Raw genomic sequence first — 26,996 nt, 5'->3', positions numbered from 1 at the left:
CTCCTGCGGTCGGTCGGGGTGGACCGGGCCCCACGCTGCTGTAGTGCCCCCGCAGGACATTAGACACCTGCCAGCTGGCAAACATGAGGTGACGCGCCGACGAATCAACGGATGATTCTGGTGAGGCGCAAGTGGTGCATGGGATTACGCCGAGCAGACGCAAATGTGCCCATTTGGAGCCCAAAATGGGCACATTTGCGTCTGCTCGCGCGAGGGGGCGGGCTAGCGCTGCGGGGCGTCGGTGGGCTTGATGACGACCGGCAGCGCAGTCTCACCCATCAGGAACTTGTCCACCCCCGCCGCGGCGGCGCGGCCCTCGGCAATCGCCCACACGATCAGCGACTGGCCGCGGCCGGCGTCACCGGCGACGAAGACCCCGGGCACCGTGGTGGCGAAGTCGCCGTTGCGTGCCACATTGCCGCGGTCGGTGAACTCCACGCCCAGATCGGTGAGCAGGCCCGGCTTCTCGGGTCCGACGAAGCCCATCGCCAGCAACACCAGGTCGGCGTCCAGCTCGAAGTGGGAGCCGTCGACCTTCTCGAAGCGGCCCTCACGCATCACCACCTCGTGCGCGCGCAGGCCGGTGACGTGCCCGTCGCTGCCGACGAACTCCTCGGTGTTGACCGCGAACACCCGCTCGCCGCCCTCCTCGTGGGCGGAGGACACCCGGAACATCAGCGGGTAGGTCGGCCACGGCGTCGACTCGGCACGCTCGGCCGGCGGCCGCGGCATGATCTCGAACTGGTGAATGCTGGCCGCGCCCTGGCGATGTGCGGTGCCCAGGCAGTCCGCGCCGGTGTCGCCGCCGCCGATGATGATGACCTTCTTGCCGTGGGCGGTGATCGGCGGCTGGCCGTCAGGCCCCAGCACGTCGTCGCCCTGCTGTACCCGGTTGGACCACGGCAGGTACTCCATCGCCTGATGGATACCGTCCAGGTCGCGGCCCGGGATCGGCAGGTCGCGCCAGGCGGTCGCGCCGCCGGCCAGCACCACCGCGTCGAAATCCGCGCGCAGCTGCGAAGCGGTGATGTCGACGCCGACGTCGACGCCGGGCCGGAACACGGTGCCCTCGGCCTCCATCTGCTCCAGCCGGCGGTCGATGAAGCGCTTCTCCATCTTGAATTCGGGGATGCCGTAGCGCAGCAGGCCGCCGATGCGGTCGGCGCGCTCGAACACCGTCACCGCGTGCCCGGCTCGGGTCAGCTGCTGGGCGGCGGCCAGACCGGCCGGCCCGGAGCCGACCACCGCGACGGTCTTACCGGTCGACTTCTCCGGCGGCAGCGGCACGATCCAGCCCTGGTCGAAAGCGTTCTCGATGATCTCGTACTCGACCTGCTTGATGGTGACCGGATCCTGGTTGATCCCCAGCACGCAGGACGCCTCGCACGGCGCCGGGCACAGCCGCCCGGTGAAGTCCGGGAAGTTGTTGGTGGCGTGCAGCCGCTCGATGGCGTCGCGCCAGCGACCGGTACGGACCAGGTCGTTCCACTCCGGGATCAGGTTGCCCAGCGGGCAGCCGTTGTGGCAGAACGGAATCCCGCAGTCCATGCAGCGGGTGGCCTGCTGCTGCAGGGTCGAATGCGGGAACGCCTCGTAGACCTCGTTCCAGTCGAGCAGCCGCAGCTCCACCGGCCGCCGCTTGGGCAGCTCGCGCTTGGTGTAGGTCAGAAAGCCTCTCGGGTCAGCCATGTGCGGCCGCCATGATCGCCTCGTTCACATCGGCTCCCGCCTTCTCAGCCGCCGCGATCGCCTGCAGCACCTGCTTGTAGTCGCGCGGCATGACCTTGGCGAAGTTGCGTTGCTCGCTCGGCCAGTCCGCCAGGATGCGCTGCGCCACCGCGGAATCGGTGGCGTCCGCATGGGCCTGCACCGCGCCGTGCAGCCAGGTCAGGTCGTCCTCGTCGAACTCGTCGAGGTCCACCATCTCGGTGTTGAGGTTGGTCGGCAGCATGCCGTCGGGGTCGTAGACATAGGCGACCCCGCCGGACATACCGGCCGCGAAGTTTCGCCCGGTCGAGCCCAGGATGACGACCTTGCCCCCGGTCATGTACTCGCAGCCGTGGTCGCCCACGCCTTCGACCACCGCGTGCGCCCCGGAGTTACGGACCGCGAACCGCTCGCCGACCACCCCGCGCAGGTAGGCCTCACCGCTGGTGGCGCCGAACAGGATGACGTTGCCGCCGATGATGTTCTGCTCCGCGACATAATCCGCCGGGGCGTTCTCCGACGGGCGCACCACGACCCGCCCGCCGGACAGCCCCTTGCCGACATAGTCGTTGGCGTCGCCGTAGACCCGCAGCGTGATGCCCCGGGGCAGGAACGCGCCGAAGCTGTTGCCCGCCGACCCGTCGAAGGTGATGTCGATGGTGCCGTCCGGCAGCCCCTGCCCGCCATAGGCTTTGGTGACCTCGTGACCGAGCATGGTGCCGACGGTGCGGTTGACGTTGGAGATGCTGGTCGAGAACCGCACCGGGGTGCCCGAATCCAGCGCCTCACGGCTCATCGCGATCAGCTGCTGGTCCAGCGCCTTGTCCAGGCCGTGGTCCTGACGCGAGCTGCAGTACAGGTCCTGGTTCATGAACGCCGACTCCGGCTCGTGCAACACCGGCGTCAGGTCCAGCTTGTGGGCCTTCCAGTGGGCGCGGGCCAGGGTGGTGTCCAGCGCGCCGACCTGGCCGACGGCCTCGTTCAGGGTGCGGAAACCGAGCTCGGCCAACAGTTCCCGGACCTCTTCGGCGATGAACAGGAAGAAGTTCTCCACGAACTCGGGCTTGCCGGTGAACCGCTCGCGCAGCACCGGGTTCTGGGTGGCCACCCCCACCGGGCAGGTATCCAGGTGGCAGACGCGCATCATGATGCAACCGGTGACCACCAGCGGCGCGGTGGCGAAACCGAATTCCTCCCCGCCCAGCAGGGCCGCAATCATGACATCGCGGCCGGTCTTGAGCTGGCCGTCCACCTGCACGACGATACGGTCGCGAAGTCCGTTGAGCAGCAACGTCTGCTGTGTCTCAGCCAGGCCCAGCTCCCAGGGCGCGCCGGCGTGCTTCTGCGAGGTCAGCGGGGTCGCCCCGGTACCGCCGTCGTGCCCGGAGATCAGCACCACGTCGGCGTGTGCTTTAGAAACACCAGCCGCCACGGTCCCCACCCCGTTCTCGGCAACCAGCTTGACGTGGATGCGCGCCGCCGGGTTGGCGTTCTTCAGGTCGTGGATCAGCTGCGCGAGATCCTCGATGGAGTAGATGTCGTGGTGCGGCGGCGGCGAGATCAGCCCGACCCCCGGGGTCGAGTGGCGCACCTCGGCCACCCACGGATACACCTTGTGACCGGGAAGTTGGCCGCCCTCACCAGGCTTGGCGCCCTGGGCCATCTTGATCTGGATGTCGGTGCAGTTGGTCAGGTAGTGGCTGGTGACACCGAACCGGGCCGACGCGACCTGCTTGATCGAGCTGCGCCGCCAGTCGCCGTTGGCGTCCGGCTCGAACCGGCTGACGTGCTCGCCGCCCTCACCGGAGTTGGACCGGCCGCCCAACCGGTTCATCGCGATCGCCAACGTCTCGTGCGCCTCGGCCGAGATCGAGCCGTAGCTCATCGCGCCGGTGGCGAACCGCTTGACGATCTCGCTGGCCGGCTCGACCTCCTCCAACGGCACCGGCGGCCGCAGCCCTTGCCGGAACTTGAGCAGGCCGCGCAGCGACGCCATCCGCTCGCTCTGGTCGTCGACCAGCTTGGTGTACTCCTTGAAGATCGAGTACTGCCCGGTGCGGGTCGAATGCTGCAGCTTGAAGACGGTTTCCGGGTTGAACAGGTGGTATTCGCCCTCACGGCGCCACTGGTACTCCCCGCCCACCTCGAGCTCGCGATGGGCGCGCTCGTCCGGGCGATCCAGGAAGGCCAGGGTGTGCCGGCTGGCGACATCGGCGGCGATGTCGTCGAGTGTGATGCCGCCGATCGGGCAGGACAGCCCGGTGAAGTATTCGTCGAGCAGGTCCTGGGAGACACCGATCGGCTGGAACAGCTGAGCGCCGGCGTAGGACGCCCGCGTCGAGATGCCCATCTTGGACATCACCTTCAGCACGCCCTTACCGGCGGCCTTGACGTAGTTCTGCACCGCCTTCTCGGCGTCTAGACCCTCGATGACGCCGCGGTCGAGCATGTCCTCGATCGACTCGAACGCCATGTAGGGGTTGATCGCCGCCGCACCGCAGCCGATCAGCATGGCCATGTGGTGCACTTCGCGGGCGTCCCCGGACTCGACGATCAGCCCGACCTTGGTGCGGGTGCGTTCGCGCACCAAGTGGTGGTGCACCGCCGCGACGGCCAGCAGCGACGGGATGGGAGCCATCGTCTCGTCGGACTCGCGGTCGGACAGGATGATGATGCGGGCGCCGTCGGCGATCGCCGCCGAGGTCCGCGCGCGGACATCGTCCAGGGCCGTCTTGAGGCCGGCGCCGCCCTCGGCGACCGGGTACAGGCAGCGGATCACCTCGGCGTGCAGACCGACGCGGCGGCCGTTGATCTCGACCTCGGGGTCGAGGTCGACGAGTTTGGCCAGCTCGTGGTTACGCAGGATCGGCTGCGACAGCACGATCTGGTGGCAGGAACTCTCGTCGGGGTTGAGCAGGTCACCCTCGGGCCCGACCGCCCCCTGCAGGCTGGTGACCACCTCTTCGCGGATCGCGTCCAGCGGCGGGTTGGTCACCTGGGCGAACAGCTGCTGGAAGTAGTCGAACAGCATCCGGGGCCGCGCCGACAGCACCGCGATCGGGGTGTCGGTGCCCATCGAGCCGATCGGCTCCGCGCCGGCGCGCGCCATCGGCGCCACCAGCAGGTTGAGCTCCTCGTAGGTGTAGCCGAAGATCAGCTGCCGCAGCACGATCCGGTGGTGCGACATCCGGGCGTAGTTGCCCTCCGGCAGCTTGTCGATGGGGATCAGGCCCCGCTGCACCCACTCTTCGTAGGGTTGCTCGGCAGCCAGTTCGGCCTTGATCTCCTCATCGGAGACGATGCGGCCGGCCGCGGTGTCGACCAGGAACATCCTGCCGGGCTGCAGCCGCATGCGGCGCACCACGGTGGACGGGTCCAGGTCCAGCACGCCGGCCTCGGAGGCCATCACCACCAGGCCGTCGTCGGTGACCCAGATCCGGGACGGACGCAGGCCGTTGCGGTCCAGCACCGCGCCCACCACCGTGCCGTCGGTGAACGTCATCGACGCCGGGCCGTCCCACGGCTCCATCAGCGAGTCGTGGTACTCGTAGAACGCCCGCCGCGCCGGGTCCATCGACTCGTGGCGTTCCCACGCCTCGGGGATCATCATCAGCACCGCGTGCGCCAGGCTGCGCCCGCCGAGGTGCAGCAGCTCGAGCACCTCATCGAAGCGGGCGGTGTCCGAGGCGCCCGGCGTGCAGATCGGGGTGAGCTTCTCGAAGCCGTTGGGCCCGAACAGATCGGTCTTGATCAGCGACTCACGGGCCCGCATCCAGTTCTCGTTGCCGGTGACGGTGTTGATCTCACCGTTGTGGGCGATCCGCCGGAACGGGTGCGCCAGCGGCCACGACGGGAAGGTGTTGGTGGAGAAGCGTGAGTGCACGATGCCCAGCGCGCTGGTCATCCGCTCGTCCTGCAGGTCCAGGTAGAACGCCTTGAGCTGCGGGGTGGTCAGCATGCCCTTGTAGACGAACGTCTGGCCGGACAGGCTCGGGAAGTAGACGGTCTCGCGGCCGGGACCGTCGGCGCCCGGGCCCTTGGTGCCCAGCTCGTGCTCGGCCCGCTTGCGGACCACATACGCGCGACGCTCCAGGTCCATACCGGTGGCGCCGCCGATGAACAGCTGACGGAAGGTGGGCATCGCGTCGCGGGCCAGCGCACCCAGCGACGAGTCGTCGATCGGCACCGCGCGCCAGCCCAGCACCCGCAGGCCCTCGGCCTCGACGATCTTCTCCACCTCGCTGCAGGCCGTGCCGGCGTCCTTGGACGACTGCGGCAGGAACGCGATACCGGTGGCGTACTCGCCTTGCGGAGGCAGCTCGAAGTCCACCACCTGACGGAGGAACTCGTCAGGAACCTGGATCAGCACCCCCGCGCCGTCGCCGGTGTGCGGCTCGGCGCCCTGGGCGCCTCGATGCTCGAGGTTGACCAGTGCGGTGATGGCCTTCTCCACGATGTCGCGGCTGCGGCGGCCGTGCATGTCGACGACCATGGCCACACCGCACGCATCGTGTTCGAACGCGGGGTTATAAAGCCCGACCTGGCTGGGCATTCCCACCTGACCCTTCAGCAAGACTGTCTGCGCGGCATTCCGAAGTTCCTCAGCACCGCGCCTGGTGGCAGCGAGCTGGGCTGCTTCGGTCTTGTCGGCTTGTCGTTTCGCCGGTGACGATGGACCGGTCGGCGATACGGCCGTGCAGCGCTGAACGGTGGACCGTTGTTGCCGGTCGCGACAAGCCTTAAAACGATATGACAAAACCCCGCTGACATGCCAACTTGATTGTCACCCACCAGGCAACGGCGGGGCCGGCGGAGTTATGTCGCCCATCGTACCGGCAATGCCGCGATCAGGGCGCGGGCCTGCGGTTTTGTTCGCGGGACGGGGTGCGTTTGGGGTTGCGGTGCTGGACCGCCGACGCTGGCAAGGCGGTCGGAGAGTTTGCTGTCGAACTTCTCAACTCGTCGCCGTGACGTCGGTGGACTTTACAGCTGGGCCACACAACGTGATGTCGGTCACGCCACGACGTGGATAAAGCACGCTGCGGGCGATTGGTGAGGCGGCTGAGTCGGCTGAGGCGGAGTGGTTGCTTGGGCGAGTGTTTGCGCGGGTCCGGGGCCATGGCAACCCCTCGACGGCGGTAGAACCGCCAGTCATGGCGCCCGGTTCCCGCTGCGGGCGCCCCGGTGGCGCTAGTCGGCCACCAGGGCGATCGGGCGCCGACGCTTGGCGCGCACCGGATAGCCGCCCCGCTCGGCGAGCGATCCGAGCTGGCGCAGCGCGAATGTGCGGCCGCGGCCGGCTTCGGGGATCACGATCCCGGCCCACATGCCTTCGGCGCCCGGGGTCTCGCACGCGTCCCGTGCGCACAACCAGCGCCGGGGGCAGCCGCGGCAGATCGCCTTGGTGGCGTCGTCGGTGGCCGTCATCCAGCGGTCGGGATCATTCGCGCATGCGCCAACGATTTCGTCGAGGCTGCGGGGCTCAGGCGAGGGGCTGGTCATGGCGTTTCCTTCCAGGGTCGCGATCTATGCGTCAAAACGTAGCACTAAAACTGAAGCAGCGCAACGTGGCGACCCCCCGCCACTCCAATATCCTGTGCCATCCGCGGTGGATGCGCAAATGGAGGTTGTAAAAAGACGGCCTGTTTTACGGATGTTTAGCTGGTCTTTCATTTCTCGGCGCGGCGGCGAGCGGGTGGTCTCCGGTGCACCACGGTGCCGCGGAAAAACCGTAGCGTGAGTCCGATTTCGCCTGCGCATCTAGGATGCGCTGATGAGCGTGGCCCGGGGCGTGACGCGCGACGAGGTGCGCGCCGTTGTCGATATCTATCTGCGCGCGTGGATGACCCAGGATCCCGATCTGATCGTCAGCATCTTCACACCCGCCGCCACCTACCACGAGCGTGTGTTGGGCGAACCGATCCGCGGCCGGGCCGGCATCCGGGAGTACTGGCAGCGCAAGGTCGTCGCCGGACAGGCCGATATCCAGGCCGAGTTGCTCAGCCTCTACGTCGACGGCGACACCGCGATCGCCGAGTGGGAAGCGCGGTTCGACGACGTGGTGCAGGGCCATCGCAAGCGGATGCTGGAGGTCGCCATCCTGGAATTCGACGGCAACCGGATCGCCGGCCTGCGCGAGTACTGGGCATCCGAGCGGCTGGATACCTGAGTCCGCTGGTGGCCGCGCCTTCCGTGCATATTGAGTAGTCGATACTGGGGGGGACGCAACCGATCATCGAGGAGCTCATGGACCCGCGCGACAGCTTCCTGCGAGACCGGATGGGATCCGGTGCACCCCCGCCGCCCGCACCCCCGGGTCAACCGTTCTATCCCCCGCTGCAGCAGGTGCACGCGGAAGGGTCGACGACCGATCCGTGGGCCTACGGCGACATCAGGCCGGTCCCCAGTGGCCCCCTGCCGCGCCCGCAGCCCACGCGGGGATGGCGGCTGGCCGTGCTTCGGGCGACGTTCGGACTGGTCAACCTGGGTTTGTCGCCTGCCGAACGGCAGGAAGCCGAGTACCAGGCCACCATCGCGTTGGGCTTTCGCGGCCACTACAAGGTCGGGGTGCTGGGCAAGGGCGGGGTCGGTAAGACCAGCGTCGCCGCCAGCGTCGGATCGATCTTCGCCCAGCTGCGGCGCGCTGACCGGGTGGTCGCCGTCGACGCCGACACCGCGTTCGGGCGGCTGGCCAGCCGAATCGATCCCGATGCGGCCAGCTCGTACTGGGATCTGGCCACCGACAAGAACCTGCAGTCGTTCGCCGACATCACCGCCCGCGTCGGCAACAACCCGGTCGGGCTCTACGTGCTGGCCGGGGAGCCGGCGTCGGGCCGGCGCCGGGTGCTGGACGCCGCGCTGTACCGGGAGGCCGCCCTGCGGCTGGACCGGCACTTCACCCTGTCGATCATCGACTGCGGTTCGACGATGGACTCGCCGGTGACCCAGGAGGCGCTGCGCGACCTGGATGCGCTGATCGTGGTGTCATCGCCGTGGGCCGACGGGGCCTCGGCCGCCGCCAAGACGATGGAATGGCTGGCCGAACGCGGCCAAACCGACCTGCTGCAGCGCAGCGTGGTGGTGCTCAACGACTCCGACGGGCACGCCGACAAGCGCACCCGGGCCATGCTGGCGCAACAGTTCCTGCGCCACCGCCAGGCGGTGGTCGAGGTGCCCTTCGATCCGCACCTGCGCCCGGGCGGGGTCATCGACATCGACGGCGAGATGCAGCCGGCGACGCGGCGCAAGTTCCTGCAGATCGCGGCGATCGTGTCGCAGTTCTTCGCCTCCCGGCCGGGCCGTCCGCGCAACCCGGGCGGCACCGAAGAATCGTGATCCGGAAGCTGATGGGGGGCCGATAGAGTGACGGGCGATGAGTGAATTCGGGGTCCCGCACACCTTGCTGGTGCGGTGCGAGGACAGGGTGTACGCGCTTGCCCCCGAGCGGGAGGTCGTGGTGGTGGGCCGCGGCGATCAGGCCGATGTGCATGTCGCCGACCCGCGGATTTCGCGTGCGCACGTCCGACTGGAATCGCGCGGCGGTCGCTGGTTCGCCGTCGACAACGGCAGCCTCAACGGCATCTATGTTCACGGCGACCGACGCGACGCGGTAGAGATTCGCGACGGATTGCGGCTGTACGTGGGCAGCCCCGACGGCACCTACCTCGACTTCAGCTACGAGGACGACTCCGAGATCACCGAAGTCGTTCGGCCCCTTCGGGATGTCGAAGACACCCTGGACAGCGACATCGACCCGGGGCTGATCCGGGCCGGTGAGGCCGCCGCATCCCGGCGCCGCGAACTCGACATCACCCAGCGCAACCTGGCCAAGTACAAGATCATCAACGCGGGTGCGCTGATCTCCTTCGAGAAGGGCCGCAGCTGGCCGCGGGAGCGGACCCGTGCCAAGCTCGAGGAAGTGCTGCAGTGGCCGACGGGAACCATCGAGCTGATCCGCAACGGCGGGTCCGTTCCCGGTATGCAGACCGCCCCGGTGACCGACGAGGGCCAGGCGTCGCTGATCATCGACGCTGCCGAGGTGGCGATGAAAACCTTTGCCGCCGCGGTGGATGCCCTGCCGGAAGCCGAGTCGCCGGAGTTCTCCGAGCGCATCTCGGTGATTCTGGCTGACCTGCGTGAGCTGGAGGACGTGGTGGCGCGCGCCGCACGCCGCACCCAGGGGACCCCTGGATTGGCATTGTCGCTCAGCGCGGTTCGCCGCCGCTACGACGAGTTGATGGGACGCGCGGCCTCGGCACCCGGTGCGACGCTGGGCCAGCGGCTCTACACCGCCCGGCGCCGCGCTGAGTTGTCGGTGCCGGAGATGGCCAGCGCGGCGGGGGTGGCGCCCGAGCTGATCGCCGCGGTGGAGGCCGAGCAGTCGGTTGCCGACGCCGACGCGTCGCGCATCGCGGCGCTGGTTGCTGAGCTCAGCTGATTTAGCGTCTTTGCCGCGAGATCGACGGTAGCGCGGCCCGCACTCGAATTTTCCCGCGGTGGCGTCGATCTCGGCGACCTGAAGTGCATGCCGCGGCTGGACCGCGCATCATCCCCGCATGGGGGAGGTATTCCTTGGCAGCGAGGCGCTCGCAGCCAAAACTCTGACCGGGCATCAACTGCGGCGCTGGTATCGACCGATCTTCCGTGATGTCTACGTGCCGAGGCGGCGCGAGCCGTCGCTTCAGGACCGCACCGTCGGGGCTTGGTTGTGGTCGGGCCGGCGGGCGGTGATCGCCGGGGCCGCAGCGTCGGCCCTTCATGGAGCACGCTGGGTCGACGCCGAGATCCCCATCGAAGTCGTCGCGCCCAATGCCCGGCCACATCCCGGTCTGGTGGTGCGCAACGAAACTCTTGCCCCAGATGAGGTGATTCAGGTCGAGCGGCTGCCGGTCACCACGGTGGCTCGTACCGCATTCGACTTGGGCCGCCATTACCCACGTGGGCAGGCGGTGGCACGTCTCGACGCGCTCATGCGGGCCGCACCGTTCGCCTGTGAAGACGTACACCTGTTGGCCAAACGCCACCACGGTACCCGCGGGCTCCGCCGGCTCCGGAGCGCGCTTCCCTCGGTCGATGGGGGTGCGGAGTCCCCGAAGGAAACCTGGTTGCGGTTGCTGTTCATCGACGCCGGCTTGCCCACGCCGACCACTCAGATCCCGCTGTTCTGCGACGGGGCTTTGGAAGGCGTCTTCGACATGGGTTGGGAGGACTTTCGGGTCGCCGCGGAATACGACGGGGAATACCACTTCACCAATCGCCCTCGATTCGTCCGAGACATCACCAAGGTTGCCGCGGCCCACCAGCAGGGCTGGACTGTGCTTCGGGTGGTGTCCGAACACCGCCGCAAGGAGATCGTCGCCCGGGCCTATTACGCCCTCACCGATCGCGGATGGCACCCAGATCGACGCCAGCGTGCAGACCTCTCACGATTCTTCGCGCCAGCGTCGATCTCGGCGCTAGACCGGCGATGGGCCTAAAAACCGGGTCAACCGCGTTCGGAGCGCTTGGTGACGGAGAATCCGTCGGCGATCGTCGCCGCCAGTTCGAGGAATGCCTGGCGGGTCTTCCAGCCGAGCAGGTCGAGCACGACCTCGGAGCCCTGGGCCAGATGGTCATCGAACGGCAGGATGTGCACGGCGCGGACGCGGGCCAGAAACTGCTTGCCCAGCATGTCGATATCCACCGACATCTGACCGGGCCGGGCCGCACTGACCACAACCGTCGCCCCCGGGATCAGATGCGCATATCCGTGGTGTGCCAACCAATCCAGCGTCGCCAGACCGCTGCGGGCGGAGTCGATGGCCGGGGACGCCACCAGCACGATCGCGTCGGCCTCGTCGAGCACGCCGGCCATCGCCGAATGGACCAGGCCGGTGCCGCAGTCGGTCAGGATGATGTTGTAGAACCGCTGGAGCAGCCGGATCACGACGCGGTAGTCGGCTTCGGAGAACGACTCCGAGGTGGCCGGATCCCGCTCGGAAGCAAGGATTTCCAGGCGGCTGGAGTTCTGTGAGGTATGCCTGCGGATGTCGGAGTAGCGGAAGATTCCCTCGTCGAGCAGCAGATCCCGGACGGTGGAACGACTTTGGTCGGGGCCGCGTTGGGAGAGTGTGCCGAAGTCGGGATTGGCGTCGACGGCGATCACCCGGTCACCGCGGATCGCGGCGAACGTGGAGCCCAAGCCGACCGTCGTCGTGGTCTTGCCGACACCGCCCTTCATCGACAGCAGCGCGATGCTGTAGTCGCCGTGGACGGGCTGATTCACCCGCTCCACCAGCCGTCGCTGGGTGTTCTCCTTGTCGGATTCGCCCGGGTTGATCCCGGTGACGCGGTGCACGACCTTGCGCCAGCCAGCCTGCGGCGGCTGCTTGGTGCGCCGGATCAGGCCGAGCTCGCTGTGCGAAGGCATCGGCCGGGCGCCCGGGTAGGGGGCCGAACCGCCGGGTGTGGCATTGGTGAACGGTGTCGCGATCGGCGGATACATGGACGGCCCCGGCGCCTGGTTGGGCCGCTGCGGGGGCGGCCCGGGGGGCCCGGGAGGCGGGGCCGGCCGCGGTGGGTTGGTGGGTGGGCCGGCGGCCGGAGGCATCGGCGGCGGCGGGACGGGAGCCGGCACCGCGTGCGCTCCGGGGGCCGGCACGGGCGCCGACGTCGGCTGTGGTCCGGTGGTGGGCGCGGTCTTCGGCTCGGGGGACGGCGCGGCATGCGCTCCCGTCGTCGGCCCCGAGTTCTGCGCGGGTGGCGCCAGATGCCGCAGGACGGGGATCGGCGTGGTGTCGACGTCGGTGATCGCCAGTCCTAGATCAGGCGAAGACCGGCGTTCCTCAGGCCCGGTCACAGCCTCAGGTCCGGCTCAACATGCCGAGCACGTTCTTCAGTGCCGCCCGCATGTCGGAGGGTTCGATGCGCATCAAGACGTTTTCGTCCAAGTCTGCGACGTCAGCACCATGGTCCTCACTGAGCCGATACTCGCGTTCCTCCTCGGCGGACTCGATCACATTGCGGACGAAGCGCCCGTTGCCGGCCAGGTCGATGTTGCGCCGCGCCTGGCCGGATGCATCCGTCGACTCACCGTCGTAGAGGGTTCGGCAGGCGGCGACCAGTTCGTCGTGCGCGCCCTCGGACAGGTCGGAGTCCCGCGAGGTGGCGATCAACCGGCCGATGTCGCCCAGCTCGGTCGGGTCATAGGAGCTGAACCGGACCCGCTTGGTGAACCGGGACGCCAACCCCTCGTTGGAGGCCAGGAAACGGTCGATCTCGGCGTCGTACCCGGCGATGATGACGACCAGGCGGTCGCGGTCGTTTTCCATCCGGGCCAGCAGGGTGTCCACCGCCTCACGGCCGAAGGCGTCCCCGCCGGACAACCCGGTCTGGACCAGGGTGTAGGCCTCGTCGATGAACAGCACCCCGTCCATCGCCGAATCGATCAGCGCGTTGGTCTTGATCGCGGTGCTACCGAGGTGCTCGCCGACGAAATCGCTGCGCTTGGCCTCGACCACCGCCGGGGTTTTCAGCAGCCCCAGCCCGCAGTAGGTCTGCGCGACGACGCGGGCGATGGTGGTCTTGCCGGTTCCGGGGGGACCGGTGAACACCAGGTGCAGGCTGCGTGACGCGGCGTTGAGGCCCTTGTCGCCGCGGACCTTGGCCAGCTTGGCCGCTGACGTCAGCTTGGCGACCTGCAGCTTGACGTCGGCCAAACCGATCTGGCGGTCGAGTTCGGCCTGTGCTGCCCGCAGGTATTCGTTGCCGCGCTCGGCCAACTCGTCGGCACCCATGTCTCCTGGGGTAGGAGCGCTGTTGGGATCCCATTTGTTGGTGCGCGAATCGATAATCTCTTTGGTCGTAACGATAAGGCGGTATTTCGGGTCGTGCAGGGCGGCCGCGTTGGCCTCGAATCCCGGTTCTTCGGAGTAAATCCGTTCGAAGATGACGCGCGCTTCGGGTTCCTTGCCCATCTCGCGCAGCGTCAGCCCCTTGCAGAATTCCGCGGCCCGCCGCGCGGCCGGGATCGGCCCCTCGATGGCCTGGTCGAGGCGACGGATCCCCTCCCCGAACAGCCCCATCTGCGCGCAGGCCGAACCCACCATCAGATGGGCGCCGGCGGAGATGTACTCGTCGGTGAACGATGCCGAACTGGCCAGCGCGGTCAACACATCCGGCCAGCGCTGGGTGGTGAAGTGCAGCACCGCCCGGATGTAGGCGCAGATCTCGGTCGAGGCCGAATCACCGTCCGGCATGGCGCGGCGCATGGTGTCGAGCTCGTCGAGCACCTTCTCGGCTTCGTCGTAGTCGGTGCCCTGGATCATGCTGACGGCGTAGGCCAGCCACGCCTCGGTCAAGGTGCTCAGGGTGTAGTCCAGGTACAGCCCGGTCTGGAATCGCCCGCTGAGCACCCCGCGGGGCAGTCCGAGGCGACGCTGTTCGCGGTTCAGGTTGGCCTTGCTGGTGCGGTACAGGTGATAGAGCACCTCGGGGCCGGTGTCCCCGGCGGCCGCGCGACCAAGCCAGGCGTCCGCCATCTCCGGGTCGTATTCGGTGGCCCGCTTGAACGCCAGCGCCGCGTACTGCACGTCGCGGTCGGTCTCCAACCCGTCGACGGGAATCCCCAGCGACAACACGCCAGCGTCGAAAACCCGCTGAGCATCCCTGGCACTCGTCATGTGTTGGTGTTCCTCACTACGTCGGCGATGCGGCCGCCGAACCGCGGTTGATTAGTGATCGCGCGGCCCACGGCAGTGTACTAATTTTAATGTCGTGGCACACCGCAACGTTACGCCGGAACCAGGCTCGGGATTTCGCCCGTTGCCTGCGGGCGCACACCAGGGCACGGCGCGCTCACCGAGCGGCAGCATCGCGGTCGCCACCACCGAACGAGGTCTGCCAACCGCGCTCAAGATCGATCCGCGTGAACTGAAGAAATCACCGCAGCAGCTCGCCGGCGAGATCCTGGCGTTGTGCCGGCTGTCGGCGATGCGGGCCCAGGTCGCGCACCGGCGCGCGTTGATGGACGAGGGACGCAGCCCGGAGCTGATCAGCGATATGAAGCTGGCGACCGAAGACGACTTGGTGAAGGCCGAGGAAGAGTTGCGCGGCGACGACGACCAGTTGCCGGCCAGCTGGATGAGGTCGGTATGACCAGCCTGGCGGAATCGCTCCTCGAGGTGGCGCGCAAGCAACGGGATCTGATGCAGGCGCTCAGCGAGCACTGCAACGCCATCTCGGTGCGGGTGACCAGCCGCGACCAGTCGGTGAGTGCGGAAGTCGACGCCAGCGGTGCGCTGACCGGATTGTGGTTGAACCCGCAGGCCACCAAGCTGGGTGCCGATGCGCTGGCGAAACTGATCGTCGAGACCGCCCAGGTGGCCGCCCGAACGGCCCTGGAGCGGCAGAACTACCTGTTCAGCGAATACAACGCCCGCATGCAGGAGCTGCAGAAAACGCCACTGACCTGTTGGGATGGCAGTACCTTCATCCGCGGGGAACCGGCCGACGGCTGAAGTTTTGCCAAGCGTCCCGCTGATCAGTCAAAATTTCCGTGTTAGGCGGTCCGTAAGGGTCGTTATAGTAGCTACACCAGAGGTTCACCGCATTTGCGGCCCCGTTATCGGAGGAAGAAATGGCTGAAGATTTTGCGATGGTGCCGGGAGCCATGAGCGCCATGACTGCCGCGCAGCAAGCGGCGTCCGCGGGAATCACCAGCGCGTTTTCGCTGATCACCCCGGCGCAATTGGCGAGTTTCTCGACGGCGCTGGGGCCGATCGGGGTGGCGAACATGATCCCGGCCTTTTTCGAAGCCACCGGGAACAATGTCACCAGCGGCATGCTGACGGCGGTCAACCACGGGATGTTGGGTGTGTCCACCGAAGCCGCGCAGGCCGGGTACACCAACGTCGACCAGGCCATCGGGGGCGGCGGTAGCTCGCAGGGCGGCCAATTCAGCGGCGGCGGAAGCGCTCCCGCGGGCGACGCGCCCAGCGTCGACGTATAGCCGCCCATGGCCGCCACCGAGCCCGGCGCGCCGCAGCCGCCCAGCCAGGCCGCGGCGCTCGCACCGCCACAAGCCGCTTCGCCGGCTCCCGGCGGCATCGTTTTCGACCCTGCGCCGCACATCAACGCCGTCGAGCATAGCCTCAAGGACTGGCTGAACAAGCCGACCCAGGACATCCTGCGCGAACTGGGCCTAGACCCGCGCGAGCCGGAACACCACGACCCGGCGGCAGCGGCCGCGGGAAACCCGATGGGCGGCGGCGCCGGCATGATCGCCGGCCTGATGAGCCCGTTGGTCGGCATGCTCGGGATGCTGGGTAACGGCATCTTTCAGGGCATGAACCCCCAGCAGATGTTCCAGCCGGTCATGCAGGCGTTTCAGCAGGGCGCCCAATCGCTGCAGGGGCTGATGGGGCAGATGGGTCAGCAGGGCGGCGGCTGGATGGGCTCTGGCGCTGCCGGCACTTTCGGGAAGACCGGGGAGACGTTGTTGAATGGCGCCGGGGTCGCTGCACAGGGCAGCGCACTCGGTACCCAGGGAACCGCGGCAGGGGCCACCGCCCAGCAGGGGTATGCCCGGATGATCCAGCTGATCACCGAACTGCACGAACGACTCGACGCCATGAGCGCCGGTTTGCCGTGGACCGGACCGGCGATGGGCGAGACCGCCGGAGAGCACACCGCCCGCGGCACCGAGCTGATCAGCGAGTTGTTGTCGGAGCTGACGGCGCAGGCCGGCGCGACGGCCGGCATCGGCGCACCGCAGGCCGTCACCGGGGCACCGCAGGCCGCGTCCAGCATGATCGCCCCGATGCTGCAGATGGCCACCAGCATGGCCGGGCCGGCGCTGCAGAGCGCGATGATGCCGATGATGATGGGCATGCAGGCGCTGACCCAAGGCACCCAGATGGCCACCCAGGCGGGTACGCAGCTGGTTTCGCAGCTGGCCCAGGCGGGGGCGCATGGTGCACCGGCGGCCGCGGCGGCCGGCACCGGCATGGGTGCCGCGCGTCTGGCCAGTGCAGCTCCCAAGATGGGCGGCGGCGGATCCGGCGGTGGCGGCGGACCGGCGGCTACACCGGCCTCCCGGGCGCTCGCGGCATCGCCGATGCTGCAGAACGAGACTGCGGCGGTGCAGAACCAGGGGTCGGCAGTGCGGGCGGCCGTGGCCGGCGGTGCCGGTATGGGCGGTGCGGGCATGGGCGGTGCGGGCATGATGGGAGCCGGTGCCGGTAAGGCCGGTGCCGGCGCGAGCAGCGGCGCCCACACCTCTGCGTCGTTCCTGCACACCACCGATCAGGGCGGTGAAATCGTCGGCGATCTGGGCAGCGTCGCCCCGGCCGTGATCGGGGAGGCCGACCCCAACAGCGACAACCCCGACGTTGAACTACGAATCTAAGGAGCACTGACATGGCCGACAACGATGGTCTGAGGATCCAGCCCGGTGAGGTCAATGACGTCACCAAACAACTCGACGAGCTTGCCGACCGAGTGCACAAGGTGATGGAGACCGAGCGGCCCAACCTGACTGTGGTGGCCTCCGGCAACGACGAGGTGTCGCAGCGCGTTACGAAGACGGCCAACGAGGTGCACGCGCTGTTCACCAAGGCCTCCGACGCCGGCGTCACCGAAATGCACGAAGTCGCCGCGACACTGCGCGGTCACTCCGGGCAGATCGAAAAGCAGGACCTGGCCTGAGGTTTCAGAACGAGTTGTCCACGTCGACCCTTTCAAGTCAGCTAGCCGAAGGGGGGAGGTCGCAGCATGGGATTCACCAATGTGGTGTGGGAATCGCGCAGCACTGAGCAGCTGGCGCGCGACCTCACCGACGGTCCAGGCACCGCCTCGATCGGTGAAGCCGGCGCCGCGTGGGTTCGGGTGGCCGGCGAACTGGCCAAGGTGTCCGCCGATTACGACAAGATCGTCGAGCGTTTCAAGGCCTCGTGGAGCAGCGACGGCTCCGCCGCTGCGGCGCAGCGCTTGGAGGAGTTCGGTAAGTGGCTGCAGGCCGTAGCGTTGAGCGCAGCCGGCAACGGGCAGCGAATCGAGGAAGCCGCGGTCGCCAACACCGTCGCGATCATGTCGATGCCGTCGGTCTCGGAAGCCATTGAGGCCAAGGCATCTGCGGACATGATGGCTTCCCTGGCCGCCTACAACGGAGCGATCCTGGATGGCCGGTTCGCCGAGCTGGAGGAGGCGGCCACCGCCGAGCAGGCCGACGCCGCGGCGGTGATGACCCGCTACGAGGACGCGGTCGCCGACTTCGCCGAGCCCTGGGAACAGCTCCCGCCTCCGCAGGTCGTCAACGGCGATGCGCTCAAGGCCGAAAAGGACGGCAAGTCCGGCAAGGGCGGTGGCGGCCATGGCGGCGGCGGTGGCGGCAAGGCCCCGCGCCAGCTGAACCCGATGATGGCCACTCCGCTCAAGTCCAGCGAAGAGGCCAAAGACCTGAAGAAGACACCGTTCAACAATGGAACCGGCGGCGGCAGCGGCGGGATGGGCCGCGGCGCCTACGGTCCGATGGGGGCGATGGGGCGCGGCCAGGGTAATGACCGCGAGCACGATTCGATTCGCCCGGCCACCTCCTTGGAGGGCGGCGGCGAACCGGGGGCGGGCCTGTCGGACACCGCAGGGCAGTCCTGGCTGCCGGCCGCACAGCAAAACGATGCGCCGTTCACCGTGTCGAATGTGAGCTGGGGCCCGAACACCGCAATCTTCGATGAGCTGGCCGCCCCGGAACGCACCACCGAAGCCTTCACCGACGAGCCGGAACGCACCTTGCAGAAGGTGTCCGATGCGTGGGTGGCGCCGCCGGTGATCGGCGCGGACTCCGAGGCGAACCGATGAGCACCGCAGTCGCGTCGCAGTTCGTCCTCAATGATGACGAGTTGCAGGTGATTGCGGCCCGCATCGGCATTCAGGGCTTCCCCGCGGTGCTGGCGATTCGGCCGCGGCACGGCACGATCGACGCGTTGACCGCCGCATTCGACCGCGCCACAACCACTTTGATGTCGCGCCGGCTGATCGCCGACGGCGAGGTGGCACCCGAATTGGTTCCGCTGCTGCAGGCACTGCAACGACCGGACCGGGAGTTGGCGGTGCGGCTGGTCACCCCGGAGGGAATGGCCCGGCTGGCGGTGATCCGTCGTGGAAATCTCGGGGTGCTGGCCCGCCGGGTGGCCAACGAGATCACGTTGCGGGTGGTCGAGGGCGAGCCCGGCCTGGTTGAGGTCACCCGCGCTTTGATTGGTGAGCTGCCGCGGGCCGAAGCCGCCCAGATCACCCCGGTCGGGGCGCCGCTGGAGGCAGTCAGCCGCCAGCTCAGCGGAACACACGACGCCGCGCAACTGGCCGACCGGATCCGGTCGCTGGGCGCCGAATCCCGCGCTGCCATGCTGCTCGGCTCGGCGCTGGCGTCGCGGGCCGCCTTCGCCGAGATCGTTTACTACGCGCTTTGTAACGACGCGGACCGCATTTCGCGGCGACCGGCCGCGGTGGGGATCTTCTACACCAAACGCGGACGGATCGTGGGTGCGCCCAGTGCATCACCGAGCGGGCAATTGTGGACGACCCTCAAACCGGGATCGGATCATGCGATCAGCCAGGCGATCGGCCAGTTGGTGGAGCTTTCCGACAACAGATGGGGGAGCGATAGCTGACTGCCAGAAAATCCGAAAACCAGTCGATACGTCGTGAGAAAACCTACCGAGGAGGATAGTCGTGGCAGACGGTATTGATGTCGATGTTGACGCTGCTCATAGCGCATACAAGGACATGGAAACCAAGAAAGAGGAAATACAGAAGTGCGGCCAGCAGATGGACGAGGCTGTCGCAGACATCGGGAAGTACTGGGTTAGTGATGAAAAAGCGCCACCCTTCCATCGTGCGATGGACGAAATCAAGACGACCTTCGACCAGCAGATCCAGCAGTTGACGGGGCACATCGACCACTCCCGGACTGACCTGTCGCACATCAAGGGCTTCTAACCAGACTTTGCATGAACGGAGATAATTAATGGTTACGTATGACTACCAGGGCATGTCGCACTGCCTCGAAGAAGTAAACAAGTGCATTCAGCAGGTTAATCACGCGATGAGCGACGTCAACCACGTCATCATGAGTCTTGAATCGGTCTTCAAAACCAAGGATGTCGCCGACGCACAGACGGCGGCCTACAAGCTGCTCCTGAGCCAGATGAACGATAACGTCCTCGAACCGCTGACCCAACAACACGATTACGTGCAGAACTGCATGGATGAAGCGGCCCACGGGGACAGAAGTTTGGCTAGCGGATGGACATAGCCTAGCGCGCTTTTCCCGTGGCGCGTGCAGCCAGGGGCAGGGTCATCGGCTGGCTGGAGGGCCGGTCAGCCGATGACCGCTGGTAGATGCGTCGCGCGAAGTGTGTTGCTGTACTTTGCGACGTCCAACAAGCTTCTGTCCTACAAGCCGCGGATTTCTCGTACTTTCTGAACGTCAGCGGCGATTAGTCGATCAATTCGGGTGGTCAGAACCCGTCGCGTCATCGGAGTCCAATAGCTGCGGTCCGGCGCGGCGATGTAATCACCGTCGTTCTTCGCGGTCAGCCACAGCACCGAATCCTTGTCTTCATCGAATCCCCATTGTCGGGCTGGTTCGCGACGACTCTGGACTCTAGCGACCGACGCGGCTGCGTGGTACGACGTCTCCGGCGCGTTCGTGACAGACGCCCGCTCTAGGACGCTGAATGCCTCGGCGTCCGCGTCGGTGGCGGAATCCGATGACCACCCCGGGTACTCAACGACCGCGATCTTCGACTGTTGTCCGGGCCGGGACAGCACGGATGTGGCAGCGATTGCGGGTCCGAGGTCGTATGGCGATAGCGCGAACACATCGACCACATCCGCGGCCTGTTGTTGTTTCGCAAAAAATCCGAGGTCACCCCTCCGGTGCGCGACGACCTTGAGTTCACAGCCCTTCGAATATTCGGTGCACTCGACACGGATATCGGCATCAACAAGAGTGGTAAACCACTGCTTGAAAACCTGTAGATCCCCACTCGTGAAGCGATCAGGAACGTCATTCGTGCGACTCTCCCGGGCTTGTTGGCTGTCAAAGACAGGGATCCGGAACTGGATGAACGGATGGGGCAGATCATCGTGTCCATAAAATCTGCAGATCAACACCAAATCAAACAGATCAATGCTACCTATTTGTTTCATCGCCACCGTTCGCGTCTGCAACCCGGATTCGGTATCACGCGAGCCCCGTTCCATGGGACGGAATGGTACCTCGGTGTCCCTACATGAGACGGAGCCGACGTACGCCTTCGTTGGCATGGGGAGCCGGCGCTGGGTAGGTTTGGGCCGTGACGGATAGGTCTGGGATCAGCGGTGCGACGTTACGCGCGGTACTGACGCGGTCGAAGATGCTGGCTCCGGGGCGTGCGGTGGCGATATTGGCCCAGATTGCCGCTGAACTCGAGGCGGACGGCCGTTGCGCGCACGATGCTGTCACTCCGGCGGACATTGTGGTAGCCGCCGACGACATCGCCTACCTGGCCGACCCAAATAATGATGTGGGACCGGCCGTCGACTCAGCTATCGATGTCGACGCACTGCCGTATCTTGCGCCCGAGCGACTGAGTGCACATGCTCCGGCCGACCCACTCAGCGTGGTGTACGGGCTGACCTGTGTGCTCTACGAATGCTTGATTGGCGTCCCGCCCTTCCTCGCCGGGGAAGATCTGTCCGCGTTGGTGGCTGCGCATCAGGGCGCGCCGATTCCGATGCCCAGCCAGCAAAACCCGACGATCCCGATCGGTTTCGATGCAGTGATCGCCAACGGCATGGCCAAAGACCGAAGTCATCGGTACCCGACGCCGGGCGCCATGATCTTCGCCGCCCAACAGGCACTGGGTAGCCCGCCGGCCAGGCCGTACCACGACACGGCGCTGACCTCGTCCGAGTTGGTAGCTGCACCGCAGCTCGCGGATAGGTCGGTGACGCCACTTGCGCCGCCCCTAAGGCGCCGCAGTCGAAGGGCGGCAGCCGTAATTGCGATTGCCGGTGCTGTCGCCGCGACGACTGCCATAATGGCAGTCGTCGGCCTCCTTGTCGCTGGATTTATCCCCTCGCCATTTCGGTCGATGCATCGAAACGACCAGCAGCCCTCCGTGGCCGCGCCGCCGGACGATAACGAACTGCCTTTCCCCGGGCTCGGACAGCCCCAAGGTATAACGGTGGACAGCCTCGGCAATGTCTATGTCACCGACATGCATTCACTGTTTCGGCTGGCGCCTGGCTCCGACAAACCGGTCGTGGTGACGTACCCGTCGCTGGCCGCATGGAACCAAACTGGTGGCTTGGCTGCGGATACTGTGGGCAATGTCTACTTCGTCGACTCCTCCGCTGTGCGGAAGCTGACGCCTGGGGCCAGCGATGCGACGCTGCTGCCATTCCCCAAGCTGCGGATCGCCGGCGGGTTGGCGGTCGACACCGCTGGCGATGTCTATGTCACTGACTATGACAACGAGTACATGAGTGATCCGCAGCCACCCAAAGTATGGAAACTCGGAGCTGGCGCGAGCGGCGCGACGGAAGTAGCCTTCCCCGGACTTCACAGCCCACGGGGTATTGCCGTAGATTCCAGCGGCACACTCTACGTTTTCGACATCGAAGGCGCCTATCCTGAGTCGACGCCGGCCGCCACTGTGTGGCAATTGTCCGTTGGGTCGACTGCGCCTAAACGGATCTTCGCGCTCAATGGTCTGCCTGTGCAGCTGAAGTACGGAGGACCGGAATGTCTTGCGGTCAGCGGCGCTGGCGACATCTTCGTCAACCTCGGTGACCGAGTCCGCAAACTTGCTGTCGGCTCGACCAAGGCGACCACGCTGCCTATTTCGTCCGATAACTTGCAGAATGTCGCGGTCGATGTCGCGGGCAATGTTTACATCACGGCAATCGGCCGCGACGAGCAGACAGGTCACGTGCTCAAGCTGCTGGCTTGAGCCGCCGTAATCGATCCAGGGGGCGGTGTGGTTTCGAGCCGTGTGACGCCTTGGCGGCAAGCTCAGACCTGGAAATCGAGGCGCTGTGGGGCCGGCCGCGTGGGTATGATTCGAGGAAGCGACGCGCTGGCGTGCGATGTCAACTACTGATCTTCTGCGGGGAGGTGCGATGAGCGACCAGGACACACAGCTCGAGGCGTCAACGAAGGCGATGAATAGCCTAGGGGAGTCTGGCCGGAAGACGCTGCACGTGACTGAGCCGGCGGTGAAGGCCGCCCACACAGCGTTCCACGACATGGGGACATGCATGGAAACCCGTGCGACGAAAGTTGCGGCGTTGAATTACAAGGGGTACCAGGGTCCAACGCTGGAAGCAGTTGGGCAAACAGTGGCTGCCTTCGATCGAACTTTACACGCGATGGTTCCAGTGATCACAAAGGCGCAGAAGTATTGTGAAAGCGGAGCAACCACGGTGGCGGCCGCGGGCGGACTGGAGTTGACCAGCTAATGGGAGGGAACGAAACCAGCTCGGACGACACCATTTCGGGAACAATCAACCGTGCCGGCATTCCACCGGCAGCTCTTGACCAAATCTACGGTTCTCATGATCTTAACTTGGATTTTCTCCAAGGAAACTTTTCGGGCTATGGCTTCACTCTTGAGCACAGGGATAGTAAGTATGTTACCTTAGAAAAAGTAGATCCCACGCATGGTACATGGAATCCATCCTCGCACGTAACCAGTGGGCGGGTGCCGCCACCCAATATGGACAAGGCTCCATTCCAGGGCGTGCGGGTGGACTTCAACGGCATGCCGCCCGGGCGTCCCGGCGAAACAGTCAGTCCCGTGCCTCTGATGGAATGGGAAGAGCTAGTTCCCCATTTCAAGGGGCGGAGTGCTCCGCCGGACCGCGAAGGAGGATGGAACACCCAGGCCACCGCGCTTGACGGCGAGAATGGCAAGTTCGACGGGTGGCTGAATTATGCGGAAGACGCAGCAAATCACCCGGAGGCATTACCTCCAAACAGTACAGACGATAAGAATTGGTCGGGCGATACTGGTACGGCGATCACCAGCTCAGCGAGAAGTTTTGAGAATATGGTGCCGGGTCTGAGTTCGAGCTTCAAGACCCAGGCGCGGCTGGCGAAGGCGTTCGTCGACACGATCAAACCACCCGTTGAATATATTGCCACGTACGGACCACTCTACGACGCTTTTAGGCACTATTACGAATCATTCCTTCCGGGCGGCGACCACTACGGTGACGGCTCCAACACGCAGAACGCCACGGACAATCTAAAGAAATTGCGTGAAGAATTTAAAAAGTCGTCGGATGCTATCGTAAATAACTTTAATCTGAACATGACGGGCATCGCGAGCCACCACCCCGACGTCAGCAAGCTTGACACCCCGGCGCAGCCCGCCAACCCGGGAGGTGGCGGGGGAGGCACCGGCGGAGGGGTAGGGGGTGGCGGAGGTGCACCCGGTGGCGCGCCCTCGGTTGGCATGCCGGCTGCGCCGGATCTCTCGCAGTTCACTAACCCGAGCCAGACACCGTCGACGCCCAAGGCACAATCGCCGACCGACGCGCTCAGCGGCTTGGGTAACGCGGCCAACGGGGCGACCAACGCAGCCAAGAATGCGGCCGGGCAAGCTGCCAATGCCGCTCAACAAGGGTTGGGTGCGCTGGGCCAGGCTATGAAAGGTGTCCCAAACGGGGCGGCTAAGCCGCCCGAGGGCGTGCTGGGCTTAGGGCCCAAAGGCCTAAGCGCTGCTGGCAAAGGTGGTGGCGCGGGCACTGGCCGAGGTGGAGGCGCGGGGAGCGGGAAAGTCCCATCGGCACGACCCGAAAATGCGAAGATGGCCACCTCTCCGACGAAGGCTGCCGCTGCTACACCAACTTCTCGGGCCGGGGTTAGTGGTCAAGGCACACCTGGGGCGGGTGCGCCCGCGGCTGGCCACCGGGGTGCGGCGGCTGCCGGAGTAATTCACAAGGCGAACAAGGCTCTACGCAATCAGCGGAACGGGAAGGATGTAGTCGGCGAGACCGAGGCCGTCACCCCCGTGATCGGCGACGAGCGGAAAGAGACGGCACCCGTGACGCCTGAGCCCGCATAGCGGGCCGTTGCCCGGTATATCGCCTAACGGCGTGCCCAAGCCCGAGATCACCCCATTGGCGGCGCCTCCGGAATAACCACGTCCTGCCGGTAGTGGCGCAGCCAAGCCCCGACGACGCCACCGGTCCAGTCGTGTTCGAATTCGGCGGGAAAGATCACACAGTCGGCGCCGCTGTGCGGGTATCCGCGGGCCAGCTGGGAGCCGTATTGCCGGTCCTGAATCTGTAGCATCTTCGGCGAGGCGCCGGGCAGCGGGGCGATCGTGCCCTGACCGGTGATCCCGCTGGCCATCACCGAGTGTGCCCGGTCGATGGCGGCGTTGGCGGCGGCGCCGCCGAACCCGCTGGCCGTGTGTACCCGGCTGGGCGATCCCAGCGACGAATTGCGCCAGGTGATGCTGCTGATGCCGGTCCACGGGATGTCGATCACGACCCACGGGTCGAATCGTCGCAACCCGCCGGGATGCAGGATCAGCCGCTGCAGTTGCCCGTAATTGCGCTGCAACTGATTGCGTTTGGCTGTGTACGCCGCGACAGCCGTTCCGGCTGCCACGAGGATGCTGCCTCCCAGCCAGGCCGCGGTCGTGTTGGGAAACACCAGTCCCAGTGCCACCGCGGCCACCAGCCAGACCACCACAGCCAGAATGACGAACAGCGACGCCATCCGTTTCAGCACGATGTTGGCGTCCAGGACGCACGCCAATTCGGTGGGGCGGGTGAAATCGTAGGGGTTTCCCGCCGTCGCGGGGGTCACGTAGTCGGCCGTGGGTCCAGGCGCTGCGGGGTAGCCGCTCACTGGTGGCGGCATGCTGCCCTGCGGGAGGGGGCCCGGCAGCGTGGCAGCGACCCGGGGTAGCGCGTTGCGGCGCTCGTTGACGCCCTTGTAGCCCAACGCTGTGCCACCGACGGCCATCAGCGGGCCGAGGATCACCAGAAAGATTCCGGAATTGCGGCCGTTGGATTTCTCGGTGTCGTAGGTGTTGGCGGAGGTACTGCCGCGCCGGCTGACGTGGTCGCATTGCTGACCTTGGTGCATCACCTGGTCGCCGCAGGTGACATCGGAGCTGGTCAGTGACGAGAATCCGATGATCAGTAGGGCGATCCCCATGACCAGGCCGGCGAGCCCGTAGAGGATGTTCTTCACCGCAGAGGCACCTTTCGTCGCTGGCAGCCGTCACGACGATGCTATCCGCACCGGTCATGCTGATACCGCCGCAGTAAGGGGGGAGTGGCCCAGGCCAGCAGACCCTCAGGATAAGCAGCAGTTTCAGTTCGTCCTTCGAGAAAACTGCAGGTGCCGGGATTGACCCATGGACGATTTTGCTGATCCCGGCCACCGCAGGGTCTGGCATAATTAACCGGCGATCACCCATTTTGCGGGTATGGCGGGTGCGAAGGGAAAGGTTTCGTGGATAACGACGCGGCACGTCACCAGATGGAAGACGTGCTCGCGCTGGTCCAGGAACAGATGGCCGACTTGGCCACCCTGCAGAAGAAGCAGGCGGCGCTGACCGCGATCGCAACCGCCGCCGACGGCACCGTCGAGGTGACTGTGGATGCCCGGGGCGTGGTCACCAGGACGGTCATAGACGAGTCCTATCTGGAGGACTTCGAGTTCGACGCGCTGGGCGGGCACGTCACCGCCGCAGCGCAGGAGGCCGCAGCTACGGTCGGGCGCCGCGCCGCCGAGCTCATCATGCCCCTCAATGAACGGCGCAAAATGTTCCCGTCGCTGGCCGATATCGTCGACGGCGCCCCGGACATCGGCGCGATGTTCGACAACCTGATGCCTGACTTGGGCACCACCGGCGGCCCGCCCCCCGATGACACCGATGATCCTGATGCCGTCTACCGTCCCACGGTGAGGAGCTAAGCGATGGCCGAGAAATTCGAAGCAGAAGTTGCCCAGGTACGCGCGCAAGCGGGCAGCCTAGAGGACCTCGGGTCTCGGCTGGGAAACATCATGTCGACGTTGCATGGCAATCTTGCCGGCGAGGGCTCAGCCTGGGGTGGTGATGAGCCCGGCCAGCAATTCTCCAGTTCGTATCTGCCGCAAAAGCAACAGGTCGACAACGCTACCGAGGGGCAGACAAAGTTTTTGACCGGTAACGCCGACGCCCTGCACACCGCCGCCAACACCGCCGAGAAGCTGTAGCGCGGGCCGCCGTTCAACGCGCGTCCAGATTTTGGCTGGCTGG

Annotated in this window: 24 protein-coding genes and 1 pseudogene; 18 read left to right on the top strand and 7 right to left on the bottom strand. The window is 66.3% G+C overall.

Translation table 11 applies throughout. The annotated features are described in order from the left end of the window. Positions 1-222: 222 nt before the first annotated feature. The 3 genes from AC5Y36_RS06230 to AC5Y36_RS06220 form a co-directional block, all read right to left on the bottom strand. The gene (locus AC5Y36_RS06230; RefSeq protein WP_500039998.1) at positions 223-1,689 is read right to left on the bottom strand and encodes a glutamate synthase subunit beta; all 1,467 of its coding nucleotides are present in this window, start codon (positions 1,687-1,689) and stop codon (positions 223-225) included. Beyond that, positions 1,682-6,259 (bottom strand): glutamate synthase large subunit, encoded by a 4,578-nt coding sequence (gene gltB, locus AC5Y36_RS06225; RefSeq protein ID WP_500039997.1) that lies wholly within the window; start codon positions 6,257-6,259, stop codon positions 1,682-1,684. The genes AC5Y36_RS06230 and gltB overlap by 8 nt, the downstream gene beginning before the upstream one ends. Before the next feature lie 638 nt (positions 6,260-6,897). Continuing rightward, complete coding sequence (locus tag AC5Y36_RS06220; protein WP_500039996.1) at positions 6,898-7,209, bottom strand: WhiB family transcriptional regulator; 312 nt, start codon at positions 7,207-7,209, stop codon at positions 6,898-6,900. A gap of 271 nt (positions 7,210-7,480) precedes the next feature. On the opposite strand from AC5Y36_RS06220, the gene AC5Y36_RS06215 reads away from it, so the two are divergent. The 4 genes from AC5Y36_RS06215 (at position 7,481) to AC5Y36_RS06200 (ending at position 11,183) form a co-directional block, all read left to right on the top strand. After that, positions 7,481-7,876: a nuclear transport factor 2 family protein gene (locus AC5Y36_RS06215; RefSeq protein ID WP_500039995.1), complete on the top strand. Its 396-nt coding sequence runs from the start codon at positions 7,481-7,483 to the stop codon at positions 7,874-7,876. 77 nt (positions 7,877-7,953) lie between these two features. Beyond that, complete coding sequence (locus AC5Y36_RS06210) at positions 7,954-9,042, top strand: MinD/ParA family ATP-binding protein (protein WP_500039994.1); 1,089 nt, start codon at positions 7,954-7,956, stop codon at positions 9,040-9,042. A gap of 37 nt (positions 9,043-9,079) precedes the next feature. Further along, on the top strand, positions 9,080-10,144 hold the full coding sequence (locus tag AC5Y36_RS06205; RefSeq protein ID WP_500039993.1) for an FHA domain-containing protein: 1,065 nt from the start codon (positions 9,080-9,082) through the stop codon (positions 10,142-10,144). A gap of 118 nt (positions 10,145-10,262) precedes the next feature. Next, on the top strand, positions 10,263-11,183 hold the full coding sequence (locus AC5Y36_RS06200) for a putative endonuclease domain-containing protein (RefSeq protein ID WP_500039992.1): 921 nt from the start codon (positions 10,263-10,265) through the stop codon (positions 11,181-11,183). A gap of 8 nt (positions 11,184-11,191) precedes the next feature. On the opposite strand, the pseudogene AC5Y36_RS06195 reads toward AC5Y36_RS06200, so the two are convergent. Next, positions 11,192-12,340, bottom strand: a pseudogene (locus AC5Y36_RS06195) (MinD/ParA family ATP-binding protein); the annotation flags it as partial. A gap of 208 nt (positions 12,341-12,548) precedes the next feature. Further along, positions 12,549-14,366, bottom strand: coding sequence for a type VII secretion AAA-ATPase EccA (eccA, locus tag AC5Y36_RS06190; RefSeq protein WP_500039991.1), 1,818 nt, complete (start codon positions 14,364-14,366; stop codon positions 12,549-12,551). 94 nt (positions 14,367-14,460) lie between these two features. Here eccA and AC5Y36_RS06185 point away from each other — a divergent pair, with 94 nt between their 5' ends. The 9 genes from AC5Y36_RS06185 (at position 14,461) to AC5Y36_RS06145 (ending at position 19,996) form a co-directional block, all read left to right on the top strand. Continuing rightward, on the top strand, positions 14,461-14,841 hold the full coding sequence (locus AC5Y36_RS06185) for a hypothetical protein (RefSeq protein ID WP_500039990.1): 381 nt from the start codon (positions 14,461-14,463) through the stop codon (positions 14,839-14,841). Continuing rightward, on the top strand, positions 14,838-15,203 hold the full coding sequence (locus AC5Y36_RS06180; RefSeq protein WP_500039989.1) for a YbaB/EbfC family nucleoid-associated protein: 366 nt from the start codon (positions 14,838-14,840) through the stop codon (positions 15,201-15,203). Before AC5Y36_RS06185 ends, AC5Y36_RS06180 begins: the two co-directional genes overlap by 4 nt. Positions 15,204-15,322: 119 nt before the next feature. After that, positions 15,323-15,694 (top strand): hypothetical protein, encoded by a 372-nt coding sequence (locus AC5Y36_RS06175; protein WP_500039988.1) that lies wholly within the window; start codon positions 15,323-15,325, stop codon positions 15,692-15,694. A gap of 6 nt (positions 15,695-15,700) precedes the next feature. Further along, positions 15,701-17,092 (top strand): hypothetical protein, encoded by a 1,392-nt coding sequence (locus tag AC5Y36_RS06170; RefSeq protein WP_500039987.1) that lies wholly within the window; start codon positions 15,701-15,703, stop codon positions 17,090-17,092. Between the two features lie 11 nt (positions 17,093-17,103). Next, positions 17,104-17,391: a PE domain-containing protein gene (locus tag AC5Y36_RS06165; protein WP_500039986.1), complete on the top strand. Its 288-nt coding sequence runs from the start codon at positions 17,104-17,106 to the stop codon at positions 17,389-17,391. 66 nt (positions 17,392-17,457) lie between these two features. Beyond that, a complete protein-coding gene (locus tag AC5Y36_RS06160) occupies positions 17,458-18,540 on the top strand; it encodes a PPE domain-containing protein (RefSeq protein ID WP_500039985.1) in 1,083 nt (360 codons plus the stop codon). After that, on the top strand, positions 18,537-19,352 hold the full coding sequence (locus AC5Y36_RS06155; RefSeq protein WP_500039984.1) for an ESX secretion-associated protein EspG: 816 nt from the start codon (positions 18,537-18,539) through the stop codon (positions 19,350-19,352). Before AC5Y36_RS06160 ends, AC5Y36_RS06155 begins: the two co-directional genes overlap by 4 nt. A 61-nt stretch (positions 19,353-19,413) precedes the next feature. After that, entirely contained in the window at positions 19,414-19,680 is a 267-nt protein-coding gene (locus AC5Y36_RS06150; RefSeq protein WP_500039983.1) for a WXG100 family type VII secretion target, read from the top strand. 28 nt (positions 19,681-19,708) lie between these two features. Next, positions 19,709-19,996, top strand: a complete 288-nt coding sequence (locus tag AC5Y36_RS06145) for a hypothetical protein (protein ID WP_500039982.1) — start codon at positions 19,709-19,711, stop codon at positions 19,994-19,996. A gap of 140 nt (positions 19,997-20,136) precedes the next feature. On the opposite strand, the gene AC5Y36_RS06140 is transcribed toward AC5Y36_RS06145, so the two are convergent. Beyond that, on the bottom strand, positions 20,137-20,949 hold the full coding sequence (locus AC5Y36_RS06140) for a hypothetical protein (RefSeq protein ID WP_500039981.1): 813 nt from the start codon (positions 20,947-20,949) through the stop codon (positions 20,137-20,139). A gap of 92 nt (positions 20,950-21,041) precedes the next feature. On the opposite strand from AC5Y36_RS06140, the gene AC5Y36_RS06135 reads away from it, so the two are divergent. The 3 genes from AC5Y36_RS06135 to AC5Y36_RS06125 all read left to right on the top strand — a co-directional run bounded on the left by AC5Y36_RS06135 (position 21,042) and on the right by AC5Y36_RS06125 (position 24,800). Beyond that, positions 21,042-22,682, top strand: a complete 1,641-nt coding sequence (locus tag AC5Y36_RS06135) for a hypothetical protein (RefSeq protein ID WP_500039980.1) — start codon at positions 21,042-21,044, stop codon at positions 22,680-22,682. 169 nt (positions 22,683-22,851) lie between these two features. Continuing rightward, the gene (locus AC5Y36_RS06130; protein WP_500039979.1) at positions 22,852-23,190 is read left to right on the top strand and encodes a hypothetical protein; all 339 of its coding nucleotides are present in this window, start codon (positions 22,852-22,854) and stop codon (positions 23,188-23,190) included. Beyond that, complete coding sequence (locus tag AC5Y36_RS06125) at positions 23,190-24,800, top strand: hypothetical protein (protein WP_500039978.1); 1,611 nt, start codon at positions 23,190-23,192, stop codon at positions 24,798-24,800. Before AC5Y36_RS06130 ends, AC5Y36_RS06125 begins: the two co-directional genes overlap by 1 nt. Before the next feature lie 47 nt (positions 24,801-24,847). On the opposite strand, the gene AC5Y36_RS06120 is transcribed toward AC5Y36_RS06125, so the two are convergent. Next, a complete protein-coding gene (locus AC5Y36_RS06120; protein WP_500039977.1) occupies positions 24,848-25,942 on the bottom strand; it encodes a hypothetical protein in 1,095 nt (364 codons plus the stop codon). 264 nt (positions 25,943-26,206) lie between these two features. Here AC5Y36_RS06120 and AC5Y36_RS06115 point away from each other — a divergent pair, with 264 nt between their 5' ends. After that, positions 26,207-26,671, top strand: coding sequence for a YbaB/EbfC family nucleoid-associated protein (locus tag AC5Y36_RS06115; protein WP_500039976.1), 465 nt, complete (start codon positions 26,207-26,209; stop codon positions 26,669-26,671). A 3-nt stretch (positions 26,672-26,674) separates the two neighbouring features. Continuing rightward, positions 26,675-26,953, top strand: coding sequence for a hypothetical protein (locus AC5Y36_RS06110; protein ID WP_500039975.1), 279 nt, complete (start codon positions 26,675-26,677; stop codon positions 26,951-26,953). The last annotated feature ends 43 nt before the right edge of the window (positions 26,954-26,996 follow it).

This window comes from Mycobacterium sp. NGS50, assembly GCF_059812545.1.
This window is presented reverse-complemented; position numbering and strand designations above follow the sequence as displayed.

What these genes read in the sequence shown, in the direction of transcription:
- AC5Y36_RS06180 (WP_500039989.1), top strand. Translation starts at nt 14,838, where the DNA reads ATGACCAGCCTGGCGGAATCGCTCCTCGAGGTGGCGCGCAAGCAACGG.
- AC5Y36_RS06230 (WP_500039998.1), bottom strand. Translation starts at nt 1,689, where the DNA reads ATGGCTGACCCGAGAGGCTTTCTGACCTACACCAAGCGCGAGCTGCCC.
- AC5Y36_RS06175 (WP_500039988.1), top strand. Translation starts at nt 15,323, where the DNA reads ATGGCTGAAGATTTTGCGATGGTGCCGGGAGCCATGAGCGCCATGACT.
- AC5Y36_RS06130 (WP_500039979.1), top strand. Translation starts at nt 22,852, where the DNA reads ATGAGCGACCAGGACACACAGCTCGAGGCGTCAACGAAGGCGATGAAT.
- AC5Y36_RS06160 (WP_500039985.1), top strand. Translation starts at nt 17,458, where the DNA reads ATGGGATTCACCAATGTGGTGTGGGAATCGCGCAGCACTGAGCAGCTG.
- AC5Y36_RS06170 (WP_500039987.1), top strand. Translation starts at nt 15,701, where the DNA reads ATGGCCGCCACCGAGCCCGGCGCGCCGCAGCCGCCCAGCCAGGCCGCG.
- AC5Y36_RS06110 (WP_500039975.1), top strand. Translation starts at nt 26,675, where the DNA reads ATGGCCGAGAAATTCGAAGCAGAAGTTGCCCAGGTACGCGCGCAAGCG.
- AC5Y36_RS06155 (WP_500039984.1), top strand. Translation starts at nt 18,537, where the DNA reads ATGAGCACCGCAGTCGCGTCGCAGTTCGTCCTCAATGATGACGAGTTG.
- AC5Y36_RS06210 (WP_500039994.1), top strand. Translation starts at nt 7,954, where the DNA reads ATGGACCCGCGCGACAGCTTCCTGCGAGACCGGATGGGATCCGGTGCA.
- AC5Y36_RS06220 (WP_500039996.1), bottom strand. Translation starts at nt 7,209, where the DNA reads ATGACCAGCCCCTCGCCTGAGCCCCGCAGCCTCGACGAAATCGTTGGC.
- AC5Y36_RS06125 (WP_500039978.1), top strand. Translation starts at nt 23,190, where the DNA reads ATGGGAGGGAACGAAACCAGCTCGGACGACACCATTTCGGGAACAATC.
- gltB (WP_500039997.1), bottom strand. Translation starts at nt 6,259, where the DNA reads ATGCCCAGCCAGGTCGGGCTTTATAACCCCGCGTTCGAACACGATGCG.
- AC5Y36_RS06215 (WP_500039995.1), top strand. Translation starts at nt 7,481, where the DNA reads ATGAGCGTGGCCCGGGGCGTGACGCGCGACGAGGTGCGCGCCGTTGTC.
- AC5Y36_RS06145 (WP_500039982.1), top strand. Translation starts at nt 19,709, where the DNA reads ATGGTTACGTATGACTACCAGGGCATGTCGCACTGCCTCGAAGAAGTA.
- AC5Y36_RS06140 (WP_500039981.1), bottom strand. Translation starts at nt 20,949, where the DNA reads ATGGAACGGGGCTCGCGTGATACCGAATCCGGGTTGCAGACGCGAACG.
- AC5Y36_RS06165 (WP_500039986.1), top strand. Translation starts at nt 17,104, where the DNA reads ATGGCCGACAACGATGGTCTGAGGATCCAGCCCGGTGAGGTCAATGAC.
- AC5Y36_RS06200 (WP_500039992.1), top strand. Translation starts at nt 10,263, where the DNA reads ATGGGGGAGGTATTCCTTGGCAGCGAGGCGCTCGCAGCCAAAACTCTG.
- eccA (WP_500039991.1), bottom strand. Translation starts at nt 14,366, where the DNA reads ATGACGAGTGCCAGGGATGCTCAGCGGGTTTTCGACGCTGGCGTGTTG.
- AC5Y36_RS06205 (WP_500039993.1), top strand. Translation starts at nt 9,080, where the DNA reads ATGAGTGAATTCGGGGTCCCGCACACCTTGCTGGTGCGGTGCGAGGAC.